The 15813-nt window shown below is 69.7% G+C and carries 13 protein-coding genes; all 13 read right to left on the bottom strand.

Annotated features, from left to right (window positions below):
* Positions 1 to 49: 49 nt before the first annotated feature.
* The 13 genes from nuoN to NMK44_RS24175 are packed head-to-tail and all read right to left on the bottom strand — an operon-like array spanning position 50 to position 15786.
* Positions 50 to 1702, bottom strand: a complete 1653-nt coding sequence (gene nuoN / locus NMK44_RS24115) for an NADH-quinone oxidoreductase subunit NuoN (RefSeq protein WP_254746393.1) — start codon at positions 1700 to 1702, stop codon at positions 50 to 52.
* Entirely contained in the window at positions 1699 to 3345 is a 1647-nt protein-coding gene (locus NMK44_RS24120) for an NADH-quinone oxidoreductase subunit M (protein ID WP_254746394.1), read from the bottom strand. The genes nuoN and NMK44_RS24120 overlap by 4 nt, the downstream gene beginning before the upstream one ends.
* Before the next feature lie 3 nt (positions 3346 to 3348).
* On the bottom strand, positions 3349 to 5244 hold the full coding sequence (gene nuoL, locus NMK44_RS24125) for an NADH-quinone oxidoreductase subunit L (protein ID WP_254746396.1): 1896 nt from the start codon (positions 5242 to 5244) through the stop codon (positions 3349 to 3351).
* 16 nt (positions 5245 to 5260) lie between these two features.
* On the bottom strand, positions 5261 to 5560 hold the full coding sequence (gene nuoK / locus NMK44_RS24130; RefSeq protein ID WP_254746398.1) for an NADH-quinone oxidoreductase subunit NuoK: 300 nt from the start codon (positions 5558 to 5560) through the stop codon (positions 5261 to 5263).
* The gene (locus NMK44_RS24135) at positions 5557 to 6534 is read right to left on the bottom strand and encodes an NADH-quinone oxidoreductase subunit J (RefSeq protein ID WP_254746400.1); all 978 of its coding nucleotides are present in this window, start codon (positions 6532 to 6534) and stop codon (positions 5557 to 5559) included. Before NMK44_RS24135 ends, nuoK begins: the two co-directional genes overlap by 4 nt.
* Positions 6531 to 7124 carry an NADH-quinone oxidoreductase subunit NuoI gene (gene nuoI / locus NMK44_RS24140; protein WP_254746402.1) on the bottom strand — a complete coding sequence of 198 codons (594 nt, stop codon included), beginning with the start codon at positions 7122 to 7124 and terminating at the stop codon, positions 6531 to 6533. Before nuoI ends, NMK44_RS24135 begins: the two co-directional genes overlap by 4 nt.
* Positions 7117 to 8472, bottom strand: coding sequence for an NADH-quinone oxidoreductase subunit NuoH (nuoH, locus tag NMK44_RS24145; protein WP_254746404.1), 1356 nt, complete (start codon positions 8470 to 8472; stop codon positions 7117 to 7119). The genes nuoI and nuoH overlap by 8 nt, the downstream gene beginning before the upstream one ends.
* Positions 8469 to 10964 (bottom strand): NADH-quinone oxidoreductase subunit G, encoded by a 2496-nt coding sequence (locus NMK44_RS24150; protein WP_254746406.1) that lies wholly within the window; start codon positions 10962 to 10964, stop codon positions 8469 to 8471. The genes nuoH and NMK44_RS24150 overlap by 4 nt, the downstream gene beginning before the upstream one ends.
* Positions 10961 to 12343, bottom strand: coding sequence for an NADH-quinone oxidoreductase subunit NuoF (gene nuoF, locus NMK44_RS24155; protein ID WP_254746408.1), 1383 nt, complete (start codon positions 12341 to 12343; stop codon positions 10961 to 10963). The genes NMK44_RS24150 and nuoF overlap by 4 nt, the downstream gene beginning before the upstream one ends.
* A complete protein-coding gene (gene nuoE, locus NMK44_RS24160) occupies positions 12343 to 13152 on the bottom strand; it encodes an NADH-quinone oxidoreductase subunit NuoE (RefSeq protein ID WP_254746579.1) in 810 nt (269 codons plus the stop codon). Before nuoE ends, nuoF begins: the two co-directional genes overlap by 1 nt.
* 17 nt (positions 13153 to 13169) lie before the next feature.
* Positions 13170 to 14504: an NADH-quinone oxidoreductase subunit D gene (locus tag NMK44_RS24165; RefSeq protein WP_254746410.1), complete on the bottom strand. Its 1335-nt coding sequence runs from the start codon at positions 14502 to 14504 to the stop codon at positions 13170 to 13172.
* Complete coding sequence (locus tag NMK44_RS24170) at positions 14504 to 15235, bottom strand: NADH-quinone oxidoreductase subunit C (protein ID WP_254746412.1); 732 nt, start codon at positions 15233 to 15235, stop codon at positions 14504 to 14506. Before NMK44_RS24170 ends, NMK44_RS24165 begins: the two co-directional genes overlap by 1 nt.
* Positions 15232 to 15786 carry a NuoB/complex I 20 kDa subunit family protein gene (locus NMK44_RS24175; protein WP_254746414.1) on the bottom strand — a complete coding sequence of 185 codons (555 nt, stop codon included), beginning with the start codon at positions 15784 to 15786 and terminating at the stop codon, positions 15232 to 15234. The genes NMK44_RS24170 and NMK44_RS24175 overlap by 4 nt, the downstream gene beginning before the upstream one ends.
* Positions 15787 to 15813: the final 27 nt, after the last annotated feature.

The following is a 15813-nucleotide window of genomic DNA, read 5'->3' on the forward strand; positions in this document are numbered from 1 at the left end:
AGAGTCCACCCCGCGCGGCCGGATCCCTGGCCACTAGGCCGGACAGGGCCTAGCGCACGAACACCCCGGCCTGGCCCGCAAGGTCGAGGAAGTACTGCGGTGCGACACCGAGCACCAGCGTGACCGCGACCCCGATGGCGATCGCCGAGGAGGTCAGCACGCTCGGCACGGCGACCGAGGGGCCGTCCGTGCGCGGCTCGCTGAAGAACATCAGCACGATCACCCGGATGTAGAAGAACGCCGCGATCGCCGACGAGATCACACCGACCACCACCAGCGCACCCGCGCCGCCGTCGGCCGCCGCCTTGAAGACGGCGAACTTCCCGGCGAAGCCGCTGGTCAGCGGGATACCGGCGAAGGCCAGCAGAAAGACCGCGAAGACCGCTGCCACCAGTGGCGAACGGCGGCCGAGCCCGGCCCACTTGGACAGGTGGGTGGCCTCGCCGCCCGCGTCACGCACCAGGGTGACCACCGCGAAGGCGCCCAGGGTCACGAAGGAGTACGCGGCGAGGTAGAAGAGGACGGAGGAGATGCCGTCGGGCGTGGTGGCGATGACACCGGCGAGGATGAACCCCGCGTGCGCGATCGAGGAGTACGCCAGCAGCCGCTTCACATCGGTCTGGGTGACCGCGACGATGGCGCCGCCCAGCATGGTCACGATCGCGACGCCCCACATCACCGGCCGCCAGTCCCAGCGCAGCCCGGGCAACACCACATAGAGCAGCCGCAGCAGGGCGCCGAACGCCGCGACCTTGGTGGCCGCCGCCATGAAGCCGGTGACCGGGGTCGGGGCGCCCTGGTAGACGTCCGGGGTCCACATATGGAACGGTACGGCGCCGATCTTGAACAGCAGGCCCATCAGCACCATGGCACCGCCGATGAGCAGCAGCGCGTCATTGCCCATGGTCCCGGCGAGCGCCGGGGTGACGTTCCGGACCTGGCCGTCGACGACATCCGCGATGCCCGCGTAGCCGACGGTGCCCGCGTAGCCGTAGAGCAGGGCGATACCGAACAGCAGGAAGGCGGAGGAGAAGGCGCCCAGCAGGAAGTACTTCACGGCCGCTTCCTGCGAGAGCATGCGGTGGCGCCGGGCGAGCGCGCACAGCACGTACAGCGGCAGGGAGAAGACCTCCAGCGCCACGAACAGCGTCAGCAGGTCATTGGCGGACGGGAAGACCAGCATCCCGCCGACCGCGAAGAGCACCAGCGGGAAGACCTCGGTGGTGGTGAACCCGGCCTTCACCGCGGCCTTCTCGGCCTCACCACCGGGCACAGCGGCCGCCTGCGCGGCGAAGGAGTCGACCTGGTTGCCGTGCGCCACCGGATCGAGCCGCCGTTCGGCGAAGGTGAACACCGCGACCAGCGCCACCAGCAGGATGGTGCCCTGGAGGAAGAGCGCCGGACCGTCCACCGCGATGGCGCCCATGGCCGCGACATGGGCCTTGCCGGTGCCGTAGTCCCCGGCGGCCAGCCCGACGACCGCGGCGAACGCGGCGGCCAGGGTGAGGACGGAGACGAACAGCTGGGCGCCGTAGCGCTGGCGGCGCGGCAGGAACGCCTCGACCAGGACGCCGAGGATCGCCCCGCCGAGCACGATCAGTGTCGGGGACAGCTGGCCGTACTCGATATGCGGCGCCGGGATCTTGTCGGGCGCCGCCGCCGCTGTTGTCCACAGGCTGTGGACAGGGGCCGCGTGGGTCACTTGGCACCTCCGGAAGCACCGTCGTGCATCGGGCTGTAGCTGAACCAGCCCGCGTCGACGGGGTGGTCGGGCTTGGGGTCCTTCTCGTCCACCACCGACAGCGTGTGGTCCACCGCCGGGTTGACGATGTCGGCCAGCGGTTTGGGATAGACACCGAGGAAGATCAGCAGCGCGATGAGCGGGGCGACCACCAGCAGCTCACGCGCCTTGAGGTCGGGCATCCCGCGCACCTCGTCCTTCACCGGGCCGGTCATGGTGCGCTGGTAGAGCACCAGGACGTAGAGCGCGGCGAGCACGATGCCGACGGTGGCGATGATCCCGAGCACCGGATAGCGGCTGAACGTGCCGACCAGGACCAGGAACTCGCTGATGAACGGGGCGAGACCGGGCAGCGACAGGGTGGCCAGACCGCCGATCAGGAAGGTGCCCGCAAGCACCGGGGCGACCTTCTGCACCCCGCCGTAGTCGGCGATGAGCCGCGAACCGCGGCGGGTGATCAGGAACCCGGCCACCAGCATCAGCGCGGCGGTCGAGATCCCGTGGTTGACCATGTAGAGGGTGGCGCCGCCCTGGCCCTGCGTGGTCATGGCGAAGATGCCGAGGATGATGAAGCCGAAGTGGGAGATCGAGGCATAGGCGATCAGCCGCTTGATGTCCCGCTGGCCCACCGCGAGCAGCGCACCGTAGATGATGCTGATCAGCGCCAGCACCAGGATCACCGGGGTGGCCCACTTGCTGGCCTCGGGGAAGAGCTGGAGGCAGAAGCGGAGCATCGCGAAGGTGCCGACCTTGTCGACGACCGCGGTGATCAGCACGGCCACCGGGGCGGTGGACTCCCCCATCGCGTTGGGCAGCCAGGTGTGCAGCGGCCACAGCGGCGCCTTCACCGCGAAGGCGAAGAAGAAGCCGAGGAACAGCCACCGTTCGGTGCCGGTCGCGATGGAGAGGTCACCACTGGCCCGCGCCTGGACGATCTGCTGGAGTGAGAAGGTGCCGGTGCCCAGGTCGTCCGCGGTGACCGCGTACAGACCGACCACCGCGGCCAGCATGATCAGACCGCCGGCGAGGTTGTAGAGCAGGAACTTCACCGCGGCGTACGAGCGCTGGGTGGCCGTCTCCTCCTCGGACCGCTCCCCGGCCCGGTCCCCGAAGCCGCCGATGAGGAAGTACATCGGGATGAGCATGGCTTCGAAGAAGATGTAGAAGAGGAAGACGTCGGTGGCCTCGAAGGAGATCACCACCATCGCCTCGACCATCAGGATCAGCGCGAAGAAGCCCTGGGTCGGCCGCCACCGGCGGTTGGGGCGCTCCCCCTCCAGCGGATCGGCGTCATGCCAGCCCGCCAGGATGACGAAGGGGATGAGCACCGCGGTGAGGGCGATCAGGACGACCGCGATCCCGTCCACGCCCAGTTCGTAGCGGACGCCGAAGTCCGCGATCCAGGCGTGGGACTCGGTGAGCTGGAAGCGGGCGCCCCCCGGGTCGAAGCGGACCAGGGCGACCGCCGCGAGGACGAGCGTGGCCAGGGAGAAGGCCAGCGCCACCCACTTGGCGGCGGCGCGCTTGGCGGCGGGCACGGCGGCGGTGGCGATCGCGCCGAGCGCGGGCACCGCGGCCGTGACCGTCAGCAGGGGAAAGGACATGACTCAGACCGCCCTCATCAGCAGGGTCGCGGCGATGAGCACCGCCGTACCGCCGAACATCGAGACCGCGTACGTACGGGCGTAGCCGTTCTGGAGCTTGCGCAGCCGGCCGGAGAGCCCGCCGACGGAGGCCGCGGTGCCGTTGACCACTCCGTCGACCAGCTTGTGGTCGACGTAGACCAGTCCGCGGGTGAGGTACTGACCGGGCTGGACGAGGGCGACATGGTTGAAGTCGTCCTGGAGCAGGTCCCGGCGGGCGGCCCGGGTGAGCAGACTGCCGCGCGGGGCGGTGCGGGGCACCGGGCGACGTCCGTACTGCGCCCAGGCGAGGCCGACACCGATCACCAGCACCACCATGGTGCCGCCGGTGACGGCGGCGGCACTGAGCGGTGAGTCGCCGTGGCTGTGGCCGGTGACCGGCTCCAGCCACTTCACGAACGCGTCGTTCAGGCTGAACAGCCCGCCCGCGAAGACCGATCCGAAGGCCAGGACGATCATGGGGAAGGTCATCGAACCGGGCGACTCGTGCGGATGCGGCTCATTGCCGTTCTCATCCGCGACCCAGCGCTTCTCGCCGAAGAAGGTCATCAGCATCACGCGGGTCATGTAGTACGCGGTGATGGCCGCGCCCAGCAGGGCCGCCCCGCCGAGGATCCAGCCCTCGGTGCCGCCCTTGGCGAAGGCGGCCTCGATGATCTTGTCCTTGGACCAGAACCCGGAGAGTCCGGGGAAGCCGATGATGGCGAGGTAGCCGAGGCCGAAGGTGATGAAGGTGATCGGCATGTACTTCCGCAGGCCGCCGTACTTGCGCATGTCGACCTCGTCGTTCATGGAGTGCATGACCGATCCGGCGCCGAGGAAGAGCCCGGCCTTGAAGAAGCCGTGGGTCACCAGGTGCATGATCGCGAAGACATAGCCGATCGGGCCGAGCCCGGCCGCCAGGATCATGTAGCCGATCTGCGACATGGTGGACCCGGCGAGGGCCTTCTTGATGTCGTCCTTGGCACAACCGACGATCGCACCGAAGAGGAGGGTGACGGCACCGACGGTGACCACCGCGGCCTGGGCGTCCGGCGCCGCGTTGAAGATCGCGCCGGAGCGGGTGATCAGATAGACGCCCGCGGTCACCATGGTGGCCGCGTGGATCAGGGCCGAGACCGGGGTCGGGCCCTCCATCGCGTCCCCGAGCCAGGACTGCAGCGGCACCTGGGCCGATTTTCCGCAGGCGGCGAGCAGCAGCATCAGCCCGATGGCGGTGAGCTTGCCCTCGCCCGCCCGGTCCGCCTCGGCCAGCACCGGAGCGAAGGCGAACGACCCGAAGGTCGTGAACATCAGCATGATCGCGATGGACAGGCCGACATCGCCGACGCGGTTGACGATGAACGCCTTCTTCGCCGCCGTGGCCGCGCTCGGCTTGTGCTGCCAGAAGCCGATCAGCAGGTACGAGGCGAGGCCCACACCCTCCCAGCCGACGTACAGCAGCAGGTAGTTGTCGGCGAGGACCAGCAGCAGCATCGCCGCGAGGAAGAGATTGAGGTAGCCGAAGAAGCGGCGGCGCCGCTCGTCGTGCTCCATATAGCCGATCGAATAGACGTGGATCAGCGTGCCCACACCCGTGATCAGCAGGACGAAGGTCATCGACAGCTGGTCGAGCTGGAAGGCGACGTCCGCGTGGAAGCCGCCCACCGGGATCCAGCTGAACACGTGGCTGTGCAGGGCCCGGTCGTGTTCACCGCGGCCGAGCATGTCGGCGAAGAGCACCGCGCCGATCGCGAAGGAGGACGCCGCGAGCACCGTGCCGATGTAGTGGCCCTTGCCGTCCAGCCGCCGCCCTCCGCACAGCAGCAGGGCCGCGCCCAACAGCGGCACCGCGACAAGCAATCCGATGAGGTTCTCCACTTGAACGCGACCCCTTCTAGAGCTTCATCAGGCTGGCGTCGTCGACCGAGGCCGAATGGCGGGAGCGGAAGACGGTCACGATGATCGCGAGACCGACCACGACCTCGGCCGCGGCGACCACCATCGTGAAGAAGGCGATGATCTGGCCGTCGAGATTGCCGTGCAGCCGGGAGAAGGCGACGAACGCGAGATTGCACGCGTTCAGCATCAGCTCGACGCACATGAAGAGGATGATGGCGTTCCGCCTGATCAGCACCCCGGCCGCACCGATGGTGAACAACAGGGCGGCCAGGTACAGGTAGTAGACCGGATTCACTTGGCGGCTCCCTTGTGGCTGCCGGCGTCCTGGGACCGCTCGTCGGCACCCTTGCCGTTCGCATGCGCGCCGTTCTCGCCGTTGCCGTCGGCACCGTCGCCGTCGGCGCCGTTGACGGCACCGTTCGCCGAGGTGCCGTTCGCGCCCTTACCGGCTGCCCCGCCGCCCTTGGCGCCGCGGCCCAGCCAGCGCTCGGAGCGCTGCTCCAGGGCGGCCAGCTCGGCCAGCGCCTCCCCGGAGACGTCCCGGATCTGACCACGGGCGCGCAGCGTGGCGTTGACCGTGAGCTCGGAGGTGGTGCCGTCGGGCAGCAGACCGGGGATGTCCACCGCGTTGTGCCGGGCGTAGACACCGGGGGCGGGCAGCGGGGGTACGTTCCGGCCGGTGCGCACCCGCGCCTCGGACTGCTCGCGCTGGGTGCGCGCCCGCTCGATCCGCTCGCGGTGGGTCAGCACCATCGCACCGACGGCGGCGGTGATCAGCAGCGCGCCGGTGATCTCGAAGGCGAAGACGTACTTGGTGAAGACCAGCGCCGCCAGCCCCTCCACATTGCCGCCGGAGTTGGCCTGGCCCAGGCCGTTCCAGCTGGTGAGCGAGGCGTTGCCGATCCCGGCGCAGAGCAGGATGCCGAAGCCAAGACCGCACAGGACGGCGAGCCAGCGCTGCCCCTTGAGGGTCTCCTTGAGCGAATCGGCGGCGGTGACACCGACCAGCATCACCACGAAGAGGAAGAGCATCATGATCGCGCCGGTGTAGACGACGATCTGGACGACGCCCAGGAAGTACGCGCCGTTGGCGAGGTAGAAGACCGCCAGGATGATCATGGTCCCGGCCAGGCACAGCGCACTGTGCACGGCCTTGCGCATCAGGATGGTGCACAGCGCGCCGATCACGGCGACGGTGCCGAGCACCCAGAACTGGACGGCCTCACCGGTGGAGGTGGTGGAGGCCGCCGCGGCCAGCGCGCCGGTCATGCCTGGACCTCCTCGTTCCCCGCGGGCCCGTCGGAGGGGGTCTCGCCCTTGCTGACCGCCACCTGGCGCCGGGCCCCGGGCGCCGCCTCGGTGACCAGGCCCCGGTAGTAGTCCTGCTCGTCCATCCCGGGGTAGATGGCGTGCGGGCTGTCGACCATGCCCTCCTCGAGACCGGCGAGCAGCTCCTCCTTGGTGTAGATGAGCGACTCACGGCTGCGGTCGGCCAGTTCGTACTCGTTCGTCATGGTCAGCGCCCGGGTGGGACACGCCTCGACGCACAGGCCGCACAGGATGCAGCGCAGGTAGTTGATCTGGTAGACGCGGCCGTAGCGCTCCCCCGGGGAGTACCGCTCCTCCTCGGTGTTGTCCGCGCCCTCGACGTAGATCGCGTCCGCCGGGCAGGCCCAGGCGCACAGCTCGCAGCCGATGCACTTCTCCAGCCCGTCCGGATGGCGGTTGAGCTGGTGGCGTCCATGGAAGCGGGGCGCGGTGGGCTTCTTCTCCTCGGGGTACTGCTCGGTGAGCCGCTTCTTGAACATGGCCTTGAAGGTCACGCCGAAGCCGGCCACCGGGTTCTGGAAGTCAGACACCGTCGGCCTCCTTTCCGTCACTGACAGTGTCGGGGCCGCCACTGACAATCAACTCGCGTTCCTGGCGGGACCGTCGGCGGGGTACGGGTGGCAGGGACTGTCCGGGCAGCGGCGGCACCGGGAAGCCGCCCGCCATCGGGTCGAAGGCGGGCTCGGGGGCTTCCGCCGCCGCGGCCGCGGCCTTGGCCGTCTCGCGGTCGCGGAAGATGTCCACGACGAAGGAGAGCAGCAGCAGCGCGATCACTCCGCCGCCGACGTAGAGCACGATGTCCTGGTAGTCGTAGTTCTCGTTGCGCAGCGCCCGCACGGTGGCGACCAGCATCAGCCAGACCATCGAGATCGGGATGAGCACCTTCCAGCCCAGCTTCATGAACTGGTCGTAGCGCACGCGCGGAAGCGAGGCGCGGATCCAGATGAAGAGGAACAGCGAGGTCACGACCTTGCCGAGGAACCACAGCAGGGGCCACCAGCCGTGGTTGGCGCCTTCCCAGAAGGTGCTGATCGGCCAGGGCGCGCGCCAGCCGCCGAGGAAGAGGGTGACCGCCACCATCGAGACGGTGACCATGTTGATGTACTCGGCGAGCATGAAGAGCGCGAACTTGATCGAGGAGTACTCGGTGTTGAAGCCGCCGACCAGGTCGCCCTCGGACTCCGGCATATCGAACGGCGCCCGGTTGGTCTCACCGATCATCGCGATGATGTAGATCAGGAACGAGACCGGCAGCAGCACCGCGTACCAGCGGTCCTGCTGGGAGGCGACGATCTGCGAGGTCGACATCGACCCGGAGTAGAGGAACACCGCCGCGAACGACAGCCCCATCGCGATCTCGTAGCTGATCATCTGGGCGCATGAGCGCAGTCCGCCGAGCAGCGGATAGGTCGAACCCGACGACCAGCCCGCCAGCACGATCCCGTAGATGCCCACCGAGGCGGTGGCCAGGATGTAGAGGACGGCGATCGGCAGATCGGTGAGCTGCATCGTGGTGCGGTGGCCGAAGACCGAGATCTCGTTCCCGGCCGGGCCGAACGGGATCACCGCGACCGCCATGAAGGCGGGGATGGCCGCGACGATCGGCGCCAGGACGTAGACCACCTTGTCCGCGCCTTTGACCGTCAGGTCTTCCTTGAGCATGAGCTTCACGCCGTCCGCGAGGGACTGCAGCATGCCCCAGGGGCCGTGCCGGTTGGGCCCGATGCGCAGCTGCATCCAGCCGACGACCTTGCGCTCCATGACGATGGAGATCAGCACGGTCAGCATCAGGAAGGCGAAGCAGAAGACGACCTTGATCAGGATCAGCCACCACGGGTCGCGGCCGAACATCGACAGGTCCTCAGCGGCGACGTTCATGCGGTCACCTCCGGCTCGGTCGCGGGAGCGGCGATCCGGACCACATCACCGGGGCGGGCCCCGAGATCGCGGTGGATACCGCCGCCGGTGGAGGCCATCGGCAGCCAGACGACCCGGTCGGGCATATCGGTGACGGCCAGGGTGAGCTGGACGGATCCGGCCGGGCCGGTGATCCGCAGCGGCAGACCGTCCGTCACCCCGGCCTCCTCGGCCGTGGCCTCCGAGAGCCTGGCCACGGCGGCGTGGCGGGTGCCCGCCAGCGCCGGATCGCCCTCCTGGAGCCGTCCGTGGTCCAGCAGCAGCCGGTGACCGGCGAGAACCGCCTCGCCCTCGGCGGGCCGCGGCAGCGGACCCCCGGTCTCCAGCGGAACGGTGGTGTGCGGGCCCTGCCAGGCGCCCAGCCGGGACAGCTCGGCACGGGCCGCGTCCACGTCCGGCAGGTCCAGCGGGGTGTCCAGCGCGTCGGCCAGCATATGCAGCACCCGGGTGTCCGGGAGGGTGTGACGGCGGGTCATCTGGTCCGGTTTGAGCGCCGCCTCGAACGGCCGGGCCCGCCCCTCCCAGGTGAGGAAGGTGCCCTGCTTCTCCGGGACCGCCGCGACCGGCAGCACCACATCCGCCCGCTCGGTGACCTCCGAGGGCCGCTGCTCCAGGCTGACGGTGAAGCCGACCGCGTCCAGGGCGGCCAACGCCCGTGCCGGATCGGGCAGATCGCCCACCTCGACCCCGGCGACCAGCAGCGCGCCGAGCGCCCCGGTGGCCGCGGCCTCGATGATCCGGCCGGTGTCCCGGCCCTCCTGGTGCGGCAGCCCGGACACGCCCCATACGGCCGCGGTCTCCTCGCGGGCGCGCGGATCGGCGGCGGGACGGCCGCCGGGCAGCAGCCCGGGCAGGGCTCCCGCCTCGATCGCGCCCCGCTCCCCCGCCCGGCGCGGGATCCACGCGAGCGTGGCCCCGGTGGCGGCGGCGGCCCGCACCGCGGCGGTCAGCGCGCCCGCCACGGACGCCAGCCGCTCGCCCACCAGGATCACCGCGCCCTCGGCGCGCAGCGCCTCCGCCGCGGACTCCCCGGTCTCGTCCAGACCGGTGCGGCCCGCGATGGCGTCCAGCCACTCGGTCTCGGTACCGGGGGCGGCGGGCAGCAGCGTGCCGCCCGCCTTCTCCAGCCCCCGGGTGGCATGGGTGGCGAGCGAGAAGGTGCGCTGGCCGTGCTTGCGGTGGGCCTTGCGCAGCCGCAGGAAGACCCCGGGTGCCTCCTCCTCCGCCTCGAAGCCGGCCAGCAGCACCGCCGGGGCCTTCTCCAGCGTGGTGTAGGTGAGCCCGGTGCCGTCCAGGTCACGGCCGCGGCCCGCGACCTGCGCGGCCAGGAAGTCGGCTTCCTCCTGGCTGTGCACCCGGGCGCGGAAGTCGATGTCGTTGGTCTCCAGGGCCAGCCGCGCGAACTTCGCGTAGGCGTAGGCGTCCTCGACCGTGAGCCGGCCGCCGGTCAGCACCCCGGTCCGGCCGCGCGCCGCGGCCAGCCCCGCCGCGGCCGCCTCCAGCGCCTCCGGCCAGCTCGCCGTCTCCAGCTCACCGGTCTCCCGGTTGCGCACCAGGGGGGTGGTGAGCCGGTCGGGGAGCTGGGCGTAGCGGAAGCCGAAACGGCCCTTGTCGCAGATCCACTCCTCGTTGACCTCGGGGTCGTCCGCCGCGAGCCGCCGCAGCACCTTGCCGCGCCGGTGGTCGGTGCGGGTCGCGCAGCCACCCGCGCAGTGCTCGCACACACTCGGCGAGGAGACCAGGTCGAAGGGGCGGGAACGGAAGCGGTACGCCGCCGAAGTGAGCGCTCCCACCGGACAGATCTGGATGGTGTTGCCGGAGAAGTACGACTCGAAGGGGTCGCCCTCACCGGTGCCCACCTGCTGGAGCGCGCCCCGCTCCAGCAGCTCGATCATCGGGTCCCCGGCGACCTGGTTGGAGAAGCGGGTGCAGCGCGCGCACAGCACACAGCGCTCGCGGTCCAGCAGCACCTGCGTGGAGATCGGCACCGGCTTCTCGAACGTCCGCTTCCTGCCCTCGAAGCGGCTGTCGGCCGAGCCGGTGGACATCGCCTGGTTCTGCAGCGGGCACTCACCGCCCTTGTCGCAGACCGGGCAGTCCAGCGGGTGGTTGATCAGCAGCAGCTCCATCACCCCGCGCTGCGCCTTCTCGGCGACCGGCGAGGTGAGCTGGGTCTTCACGACCATGCCGTCGGTGCAGGTGATGGTGCACGAGGCCATCGGCTTGCGCTGGCCCTCGACCTCGACGATGCACTGGCGGCAGGCACCCGCGGGGTCCAGCAGCGGATGGTCGCAGAACCGGGGGATCTCGATGCCGAGCAGCTCGGCGGCGCGGATGACCAGGGTCCCCTTGGGGACGGAGATCTCGATCCCGTCGATGGTGACGGACACCAGATCCTCTCGCGGCACCGCCGCCTCCCCGCCTCCCGAGGGTGCGTTGGTGGTCACGGTCATGCGTTCACCCCCAGGTGAGTGGAGCGCGGCTCATCGGCCCACACCGTGGACCTCGCCGGGTCGAAGGGACAGCCGCCGCCGGTGATGTGCTGCTCGTACTCCTCGCGGAAGTACTTGAGGGAGGAGAAGATCGGGCTGGCCGCGCCGTCGCCCAGTGCGCAGAAGGACTTGCCGTTGATGTTGTCGGCGATGTCCGCCAGCTTGTCGAGGTCGTCCATCCGCCCCTTGCCTGCCTCCAGGTCGCGCAGGAGCTGGACCAGCCAGTACGTGCCCTCGCGGCAGGGCGTGCACTTGCCGCAGGACTCATGGGCGTAGAACTCGGTCCAGCGGGTCACCGCCCGCACCACACAGGTGGTCTCGTCGAAGCACTGGAGCGCCTTGGTGCCCAGCATCGACCCGGCCGCGCCCACGCCCTCGTAGTCCAGCGGGACATCGAGGTGCTCCTCGGTGAGCAGCGGGGTGGAGGACCCGCCCGGGGTCCAGAACTTCAGCCGGTGGCCGGGGCGCATCCCGCCGCTCATATCGAGCAGTTGGCGCAGGGTGATGCCGAGCGGGCCCTCGTACTGCCCGGGGTTGGCCACATGGCCGGACAGCGAGTAGAGCGTGAAGCCCGGGGACTTCTCGCTGCCCATCGAACGGAACCATTCCTTGCCCTTGTTGAGGATCGCGGGAACCGAGGCGATGGACTCGACGTTGTTCACCACAGTGGGGCACGCGTACAGACCCGCGACCGCCGGGAAGGGCGGCCGGAGCCGGGGCTGACCGCGCCGCCCCTCCAGCGAGTCCAGCAGTGCGGTCTCCTCACCGCAGATGTACGCGCCGGCGCCCGCGTGCACCGTGATGTCGAGACCGGGCAGTCCCGCCATCCCCAGCTTCTGGCTGCGGCGTTCGGCCGTGCCGAGGTAGCCCGCCTCGTACGCCTCGCGCACCGCCTCGTGCAGCCGCCGCAGTACGGGGACGACCTCACCGCGCAGATAGATGAAGGCGTGCTCGGAGCGGATGGCGTGGCAGGCGATGACCATGCCCTCGATGAGGGAGTGCGGATTGGCGTAGAGAAGGGGGATGTCCTTGCAGGTACCCGGCTCCGACTCATCGGCGTTGACCACCAGGTAATGCGGTTTGCCGTCGCCCTGCGGAATGAACTGCCACTTCATCCCGGTGGGGAAGCCCGCGCCGCCGCGGCCGCGCAGCCCCGCGTCCTTCACCAGCGCGATCACATCGTCCGGGGCCATGGCGAGCGCCTTGCGCATACCGTCGTAGCCCTCGTGGCGCAGATAGGTGCGCAGCGTCCACGCGTTGGGCTGGTCCCAGAACGCGGAGAGCACCGGTGCCAGCAGCTTCTCCGGGCTGTGCTCGTTGAGCTCGGTCGTCACAGTCATCACTCCCCCTCCTCGGTGACCGGACCGGACGGGTGCTGCGGATCGGAGGCCGAGGTCCGCTGCGGCGCGTCGTGCGAGCTCGGGTGGGACGCGGGCGGCTCGTCCGACGGAGCGCCGGAAGACCTGGGCGAGACGACCCGGCCCGGTGCGCTCTCGCCCTTGGCCAGCCGCAGTCCGACCAGCGAGGCGGGTCCGGCGGCGCCGCCGGCCTCGACGGCGCCCGGCCGCGGGTCGGGGAAGCCCGCGAGGATCCGCGCGGTCTCCTTGTAGGTGCACAGCGGGGCGCCGCGGGTGGGCTCGACGGTCCGGCCCGCCCGGAGGTCGTCGACCAGCCGCTTCGCGGAGTCCACCGTCTGGTTGTCGAAGAACTCCCAGTTGACCATCACCACGGGGGCGAAGTCGCAGGCCGCGTTGCACTCGATGTGCTCCAGGGTGACCTTGCCGTCCTCGGTGGTCTCCCCGTTGCCCACCTCCAGATGGCGCTGGAGCTCCTCGAAGATCGCGTCGCCGCCCATCACCGCGCACAGGGTGTTGGTGCACACCCCCACCTGGTAGTCACCGGAGGGCTTGCGCCGGTACATGGTGTAGAAGGTGACGACCGCGGTGACCTCGGCGGTGGTGAGGTCCAGCACCTCGGCGCAGAACCGCACCCCGGTGCGGGTGACATGGCCCTCCTCGGACTGCACCAGGTGCAGCAGCGGCAGCAGCGCGCTGCGGCTGTCCGGGTAGCGGGCGATCACCTCCCGGGCGTCCGCCTCCAGCCGGGCACGCACCTCGGCCGGATAGTCGGGGGCGGGAAGCTGCGGCATCCCCAGAGTTACGTCACTCACCTGTCGACGCCTCCCATCACAGGGTCGATGGACGCCACGGCGACGATCACGTCGGCGACCTGGCCGCCTTCGCACATCGCCGCCACGGCCTGCAGATTGGTGAACGACGGATCCCGGAAGTGGACGCGGAACGGGCGGGTGCCGCCGTCGCTGACCATGTGCACGCCCAGTTCGCCCTTGGGCGACTCCACCGCGATGTACGCCTGTCCGGGCGGGACCCGGAATCCCTCGGTCACCAGCTTGAAGTGGTGGATCAGGGCCTCCATCGAGGTGCCCATGATGTTCTTGATGTGGTCCAGGGAGTTGCCGAGACCGTCCGGGCCGAGCGCGAGCTGCGCGGGCCAGGCGATCTTCTTGTCCTCGACCATCACCGGGCCGGGCTCCAGCCGCTCCAGGCACTGCTCCACGATCCGCAGCGACTGGCGCATCTCCTCCAGCCGGATCAGGAAGCGGCCGTAGGCGTCGCAGGTGTCGGCGGTCGGCACCTCGAAGTCGTAGTTCTCGTAGCCGCAGTAGGGGTTGGACTTGCGCAGATCGTGCGGGAGTCCGGTGGCGCGCACGATCGGGCCGGTCGCGCCGAGGGCCATACAGCCCGCCAGGTCGAGATAGCCGACGTCCTGGAGCCGGGCCTTGAAGATGGGGTTCCCGGTCGCCAGCTTGTCGTACTCGGGCAGGTTCTTGCGCATCTGGATGAGGAAGGCGCGGATCTGGTCGACCGCTCCCGGCGGCAGATCCTGGGCCAGCCCACCGGGCCGGATGTAGGCGTGGTTCATCCGCAGCCCGGTGATCAGCTCGAAGATGTCGAGGATCAGCTCACGGTCGCGGAAGCCATAGATCATCACGGTGGTCGCGCCCAGCTCCATACCGCCGGTGGCGATGGCCACCAGATGGGAGGAGAGCCGGTTGAGCTCCATCAGCAGCACCCGGATGACCGAGGCCCGGTCCGGCACCTGGTCCTCGATGCCGAGCAGCTTCTCGACGCCCAGGCAGTACGCCGCCTCGTTGTAGAAGGGCGTCAGGTAATCCATGCGGGTCACGAAGGTGGTGCCCTGCGTCCAGTTCCGGAATTCGAGGTTCTTCTCGATTCCGGTGTGCAGATAACCGATTCCGCAGCGGGCCTCGGTGACCGTCTCGCCGTCGATCTCCAGGATCAGCCGGAGCACCCCGTGCGTGGAGGGGTGCTGCGGACCCATGTTGACGATGATCCGCTCATCGTCGGCCCGGGCCGCGGCGGCCACGACCTCGTCCCAGTCGCCGCCGGTGACGGTGTAGACGGTGCCCTCGGTCGTCTCGCGCGCGGAGGCGGAGGGAGTGGCATGGGTGGCAGACATCAGCTGTACGACCTCCGCTGGTCCGGAGCCGGGATCTGGGCGCCCTTGTACTCGACGGGGATACCGCCCAGGGGGTAGTCCTTGCGCTGCGGGAAGCCCTGCCAGTCGTCCGGCATCATGATCCGCGTCAGCGCGGGATGGCCGTCGAAGACCAGGCCGAAGAAGTCGTAGGTCTCGCGCTCGTGCCAGTCGTTGGTCGGGTACACATCGACGATCGACGGGATGTGCGGATCGTCGTCGGGGGCGCCCACCTCCAGCCGGATCATCCGGTTGTGGGTGATCGACCGCAGGTGGTAGACGGCGTGCAGCTCCCGGCCCTTGTCACCGGGGAAGTGCACCCCGCTGACCCCGGTGCACAGCTCGAAGCGGAGCGCCGGGTCGTCGCGCAGCGTCCGGGCCACCCGCGGCAGGTGCTCGCGCGCGATGTGGAAGGTCAGCTCATCGCGGTCCACGACGGTCTTCTCGATCGCGTTCTCGGGGAGCAGCGACTGCTCCTCCAGCGCGCCCTCGAGTTCATCGGCGACCTCGTCGAACCAGCCCCCGTACGGACGGCCGGCCTGGCCGGGCAGCCGCACCGGACGCACCAGCCCGCCGTACCCGGTGGTGTCACCGCCGTTGTTGGCACCGAACATGCCGTGCTGGACCCGGATGGCCTCGCCGTGGTCACCGCGCCTGCCGGGGAGGTTCTCCGCGTTGAGGTCCTGGTCGGGATTGACCCCGTTCGCCTTCACCTGAGCAGCCCCTTCATCTCGATCGTCGGGAGCGCCTTGAGCGCCGCTTCCTCCGCCTCCCGGGCCGCGCGCTCGCGGTTCACGCCGAGCTTCTCCTCGCGGATCTTCTGGTGCAGCTTGAGGATCGCGTCCAGGAGCATCTCGGGGCGCGGCGGACAGCCGGGCAGATAGATGTCGACCGGGACGATGTGATCGACGCCCTGCACGATCGCGTAGTTGTTGAACATGCCTCCGGAGGAGGCGCAGACGCCCATGGAGATGACCCACTTGGGGTTCGGCATCTGGTCATAGACCTGCCGCAGCACCGGTGCCATCTTCTGGCTGACCCGGCCCGCGACGATCATGAGGTCGGCCTGCCGGGGCGAGCCCCGGAAGACCTCCATGCCGAAGCGGGCGAGGTCGTAGCGGCCGGCACCGGTGGTCATCATCTCGATGGCACAGCAGGCCAGGCCGAAGGTGGCCGGGAACACGGAGGACTTGCGGGCCAGTCCGGCGGCCTGTTCCACGGTGGTGAGCAGGAAGCCGCTCGGGAGTTTCTCTTCGATACCCATGCGCTGTTTCCCCTATCTCCTCTTGGC

The sequence above is a fragment of the Streptomyces cucumeris genome (assembly GCF_024295805.1).
In the GTDB taxonomy this organism is placed as follows: Bacteria; Actinomycetota; Actinomycetes; order Streptomycetales; family Streptomycetaceae; genus Streptomyces; species Streptomyces cucumeris.

Bases quoted from the DNA above. Each gene is read 5' to 3' on its own strand.
- NMK44_RS24135 (WP_254746400.1), bottom strand. From the start codon at position 6,534: ATGACCGGCGCGCTGGCCGCGGCGGCCTCCACCACCTCCACCGGTGAG.
- NMK44_RS24150 (WP_254746406.1), bottom strand. From the start codon at position 10,964: ATGACCGTGACCACCAACGCACCCTCGGGAGGCGGGGAGGCGGCGGTG.
- NMK44_RS24175 (WP_254746414.1), bottom strand. From the start codon at position 15,786: ATGGGTATCGAAGAGAAACTCCCGAGCGGCTTCCTGCTCACCACCGTG.
- nuoH (WP_254746404.1), bottom strand. From the start codon at position 8,472: ATGAACGTCGCCGCTGAGGACCTGTCGATGTTCGGCCGCGACCCGTGG.
- nuoE (WP_254746579.1), bottom strand. From the start codon at position 13,152: ATGCCGCAGCTTCCCGCCCCCGACTATCCGGCCGAGGTGCGTGCCCGG.
- nuoF (WP_254746408.1), bottom strand. From the start codon at position 12,343: ATGACTGTGACGACCGAGCTCAACGAGCACAGCCCGGAGAAGCTGCTG.
- NMK44_RS24120 (WP_254746394.1), bottom strand. From the start codon at position 3,345: ATGTCCTTTCCCCTGCTGACGGTCACGGCCGCGGTGCCCGCGCTCGGC.
- NMK44_RS24165 (WP_254746410.1), bottom strand. From the start codon at position 14,504: ATGTCTGCCACCCATGCCACTCCCTCCGCCTCCGCGCGCGAGACGACC.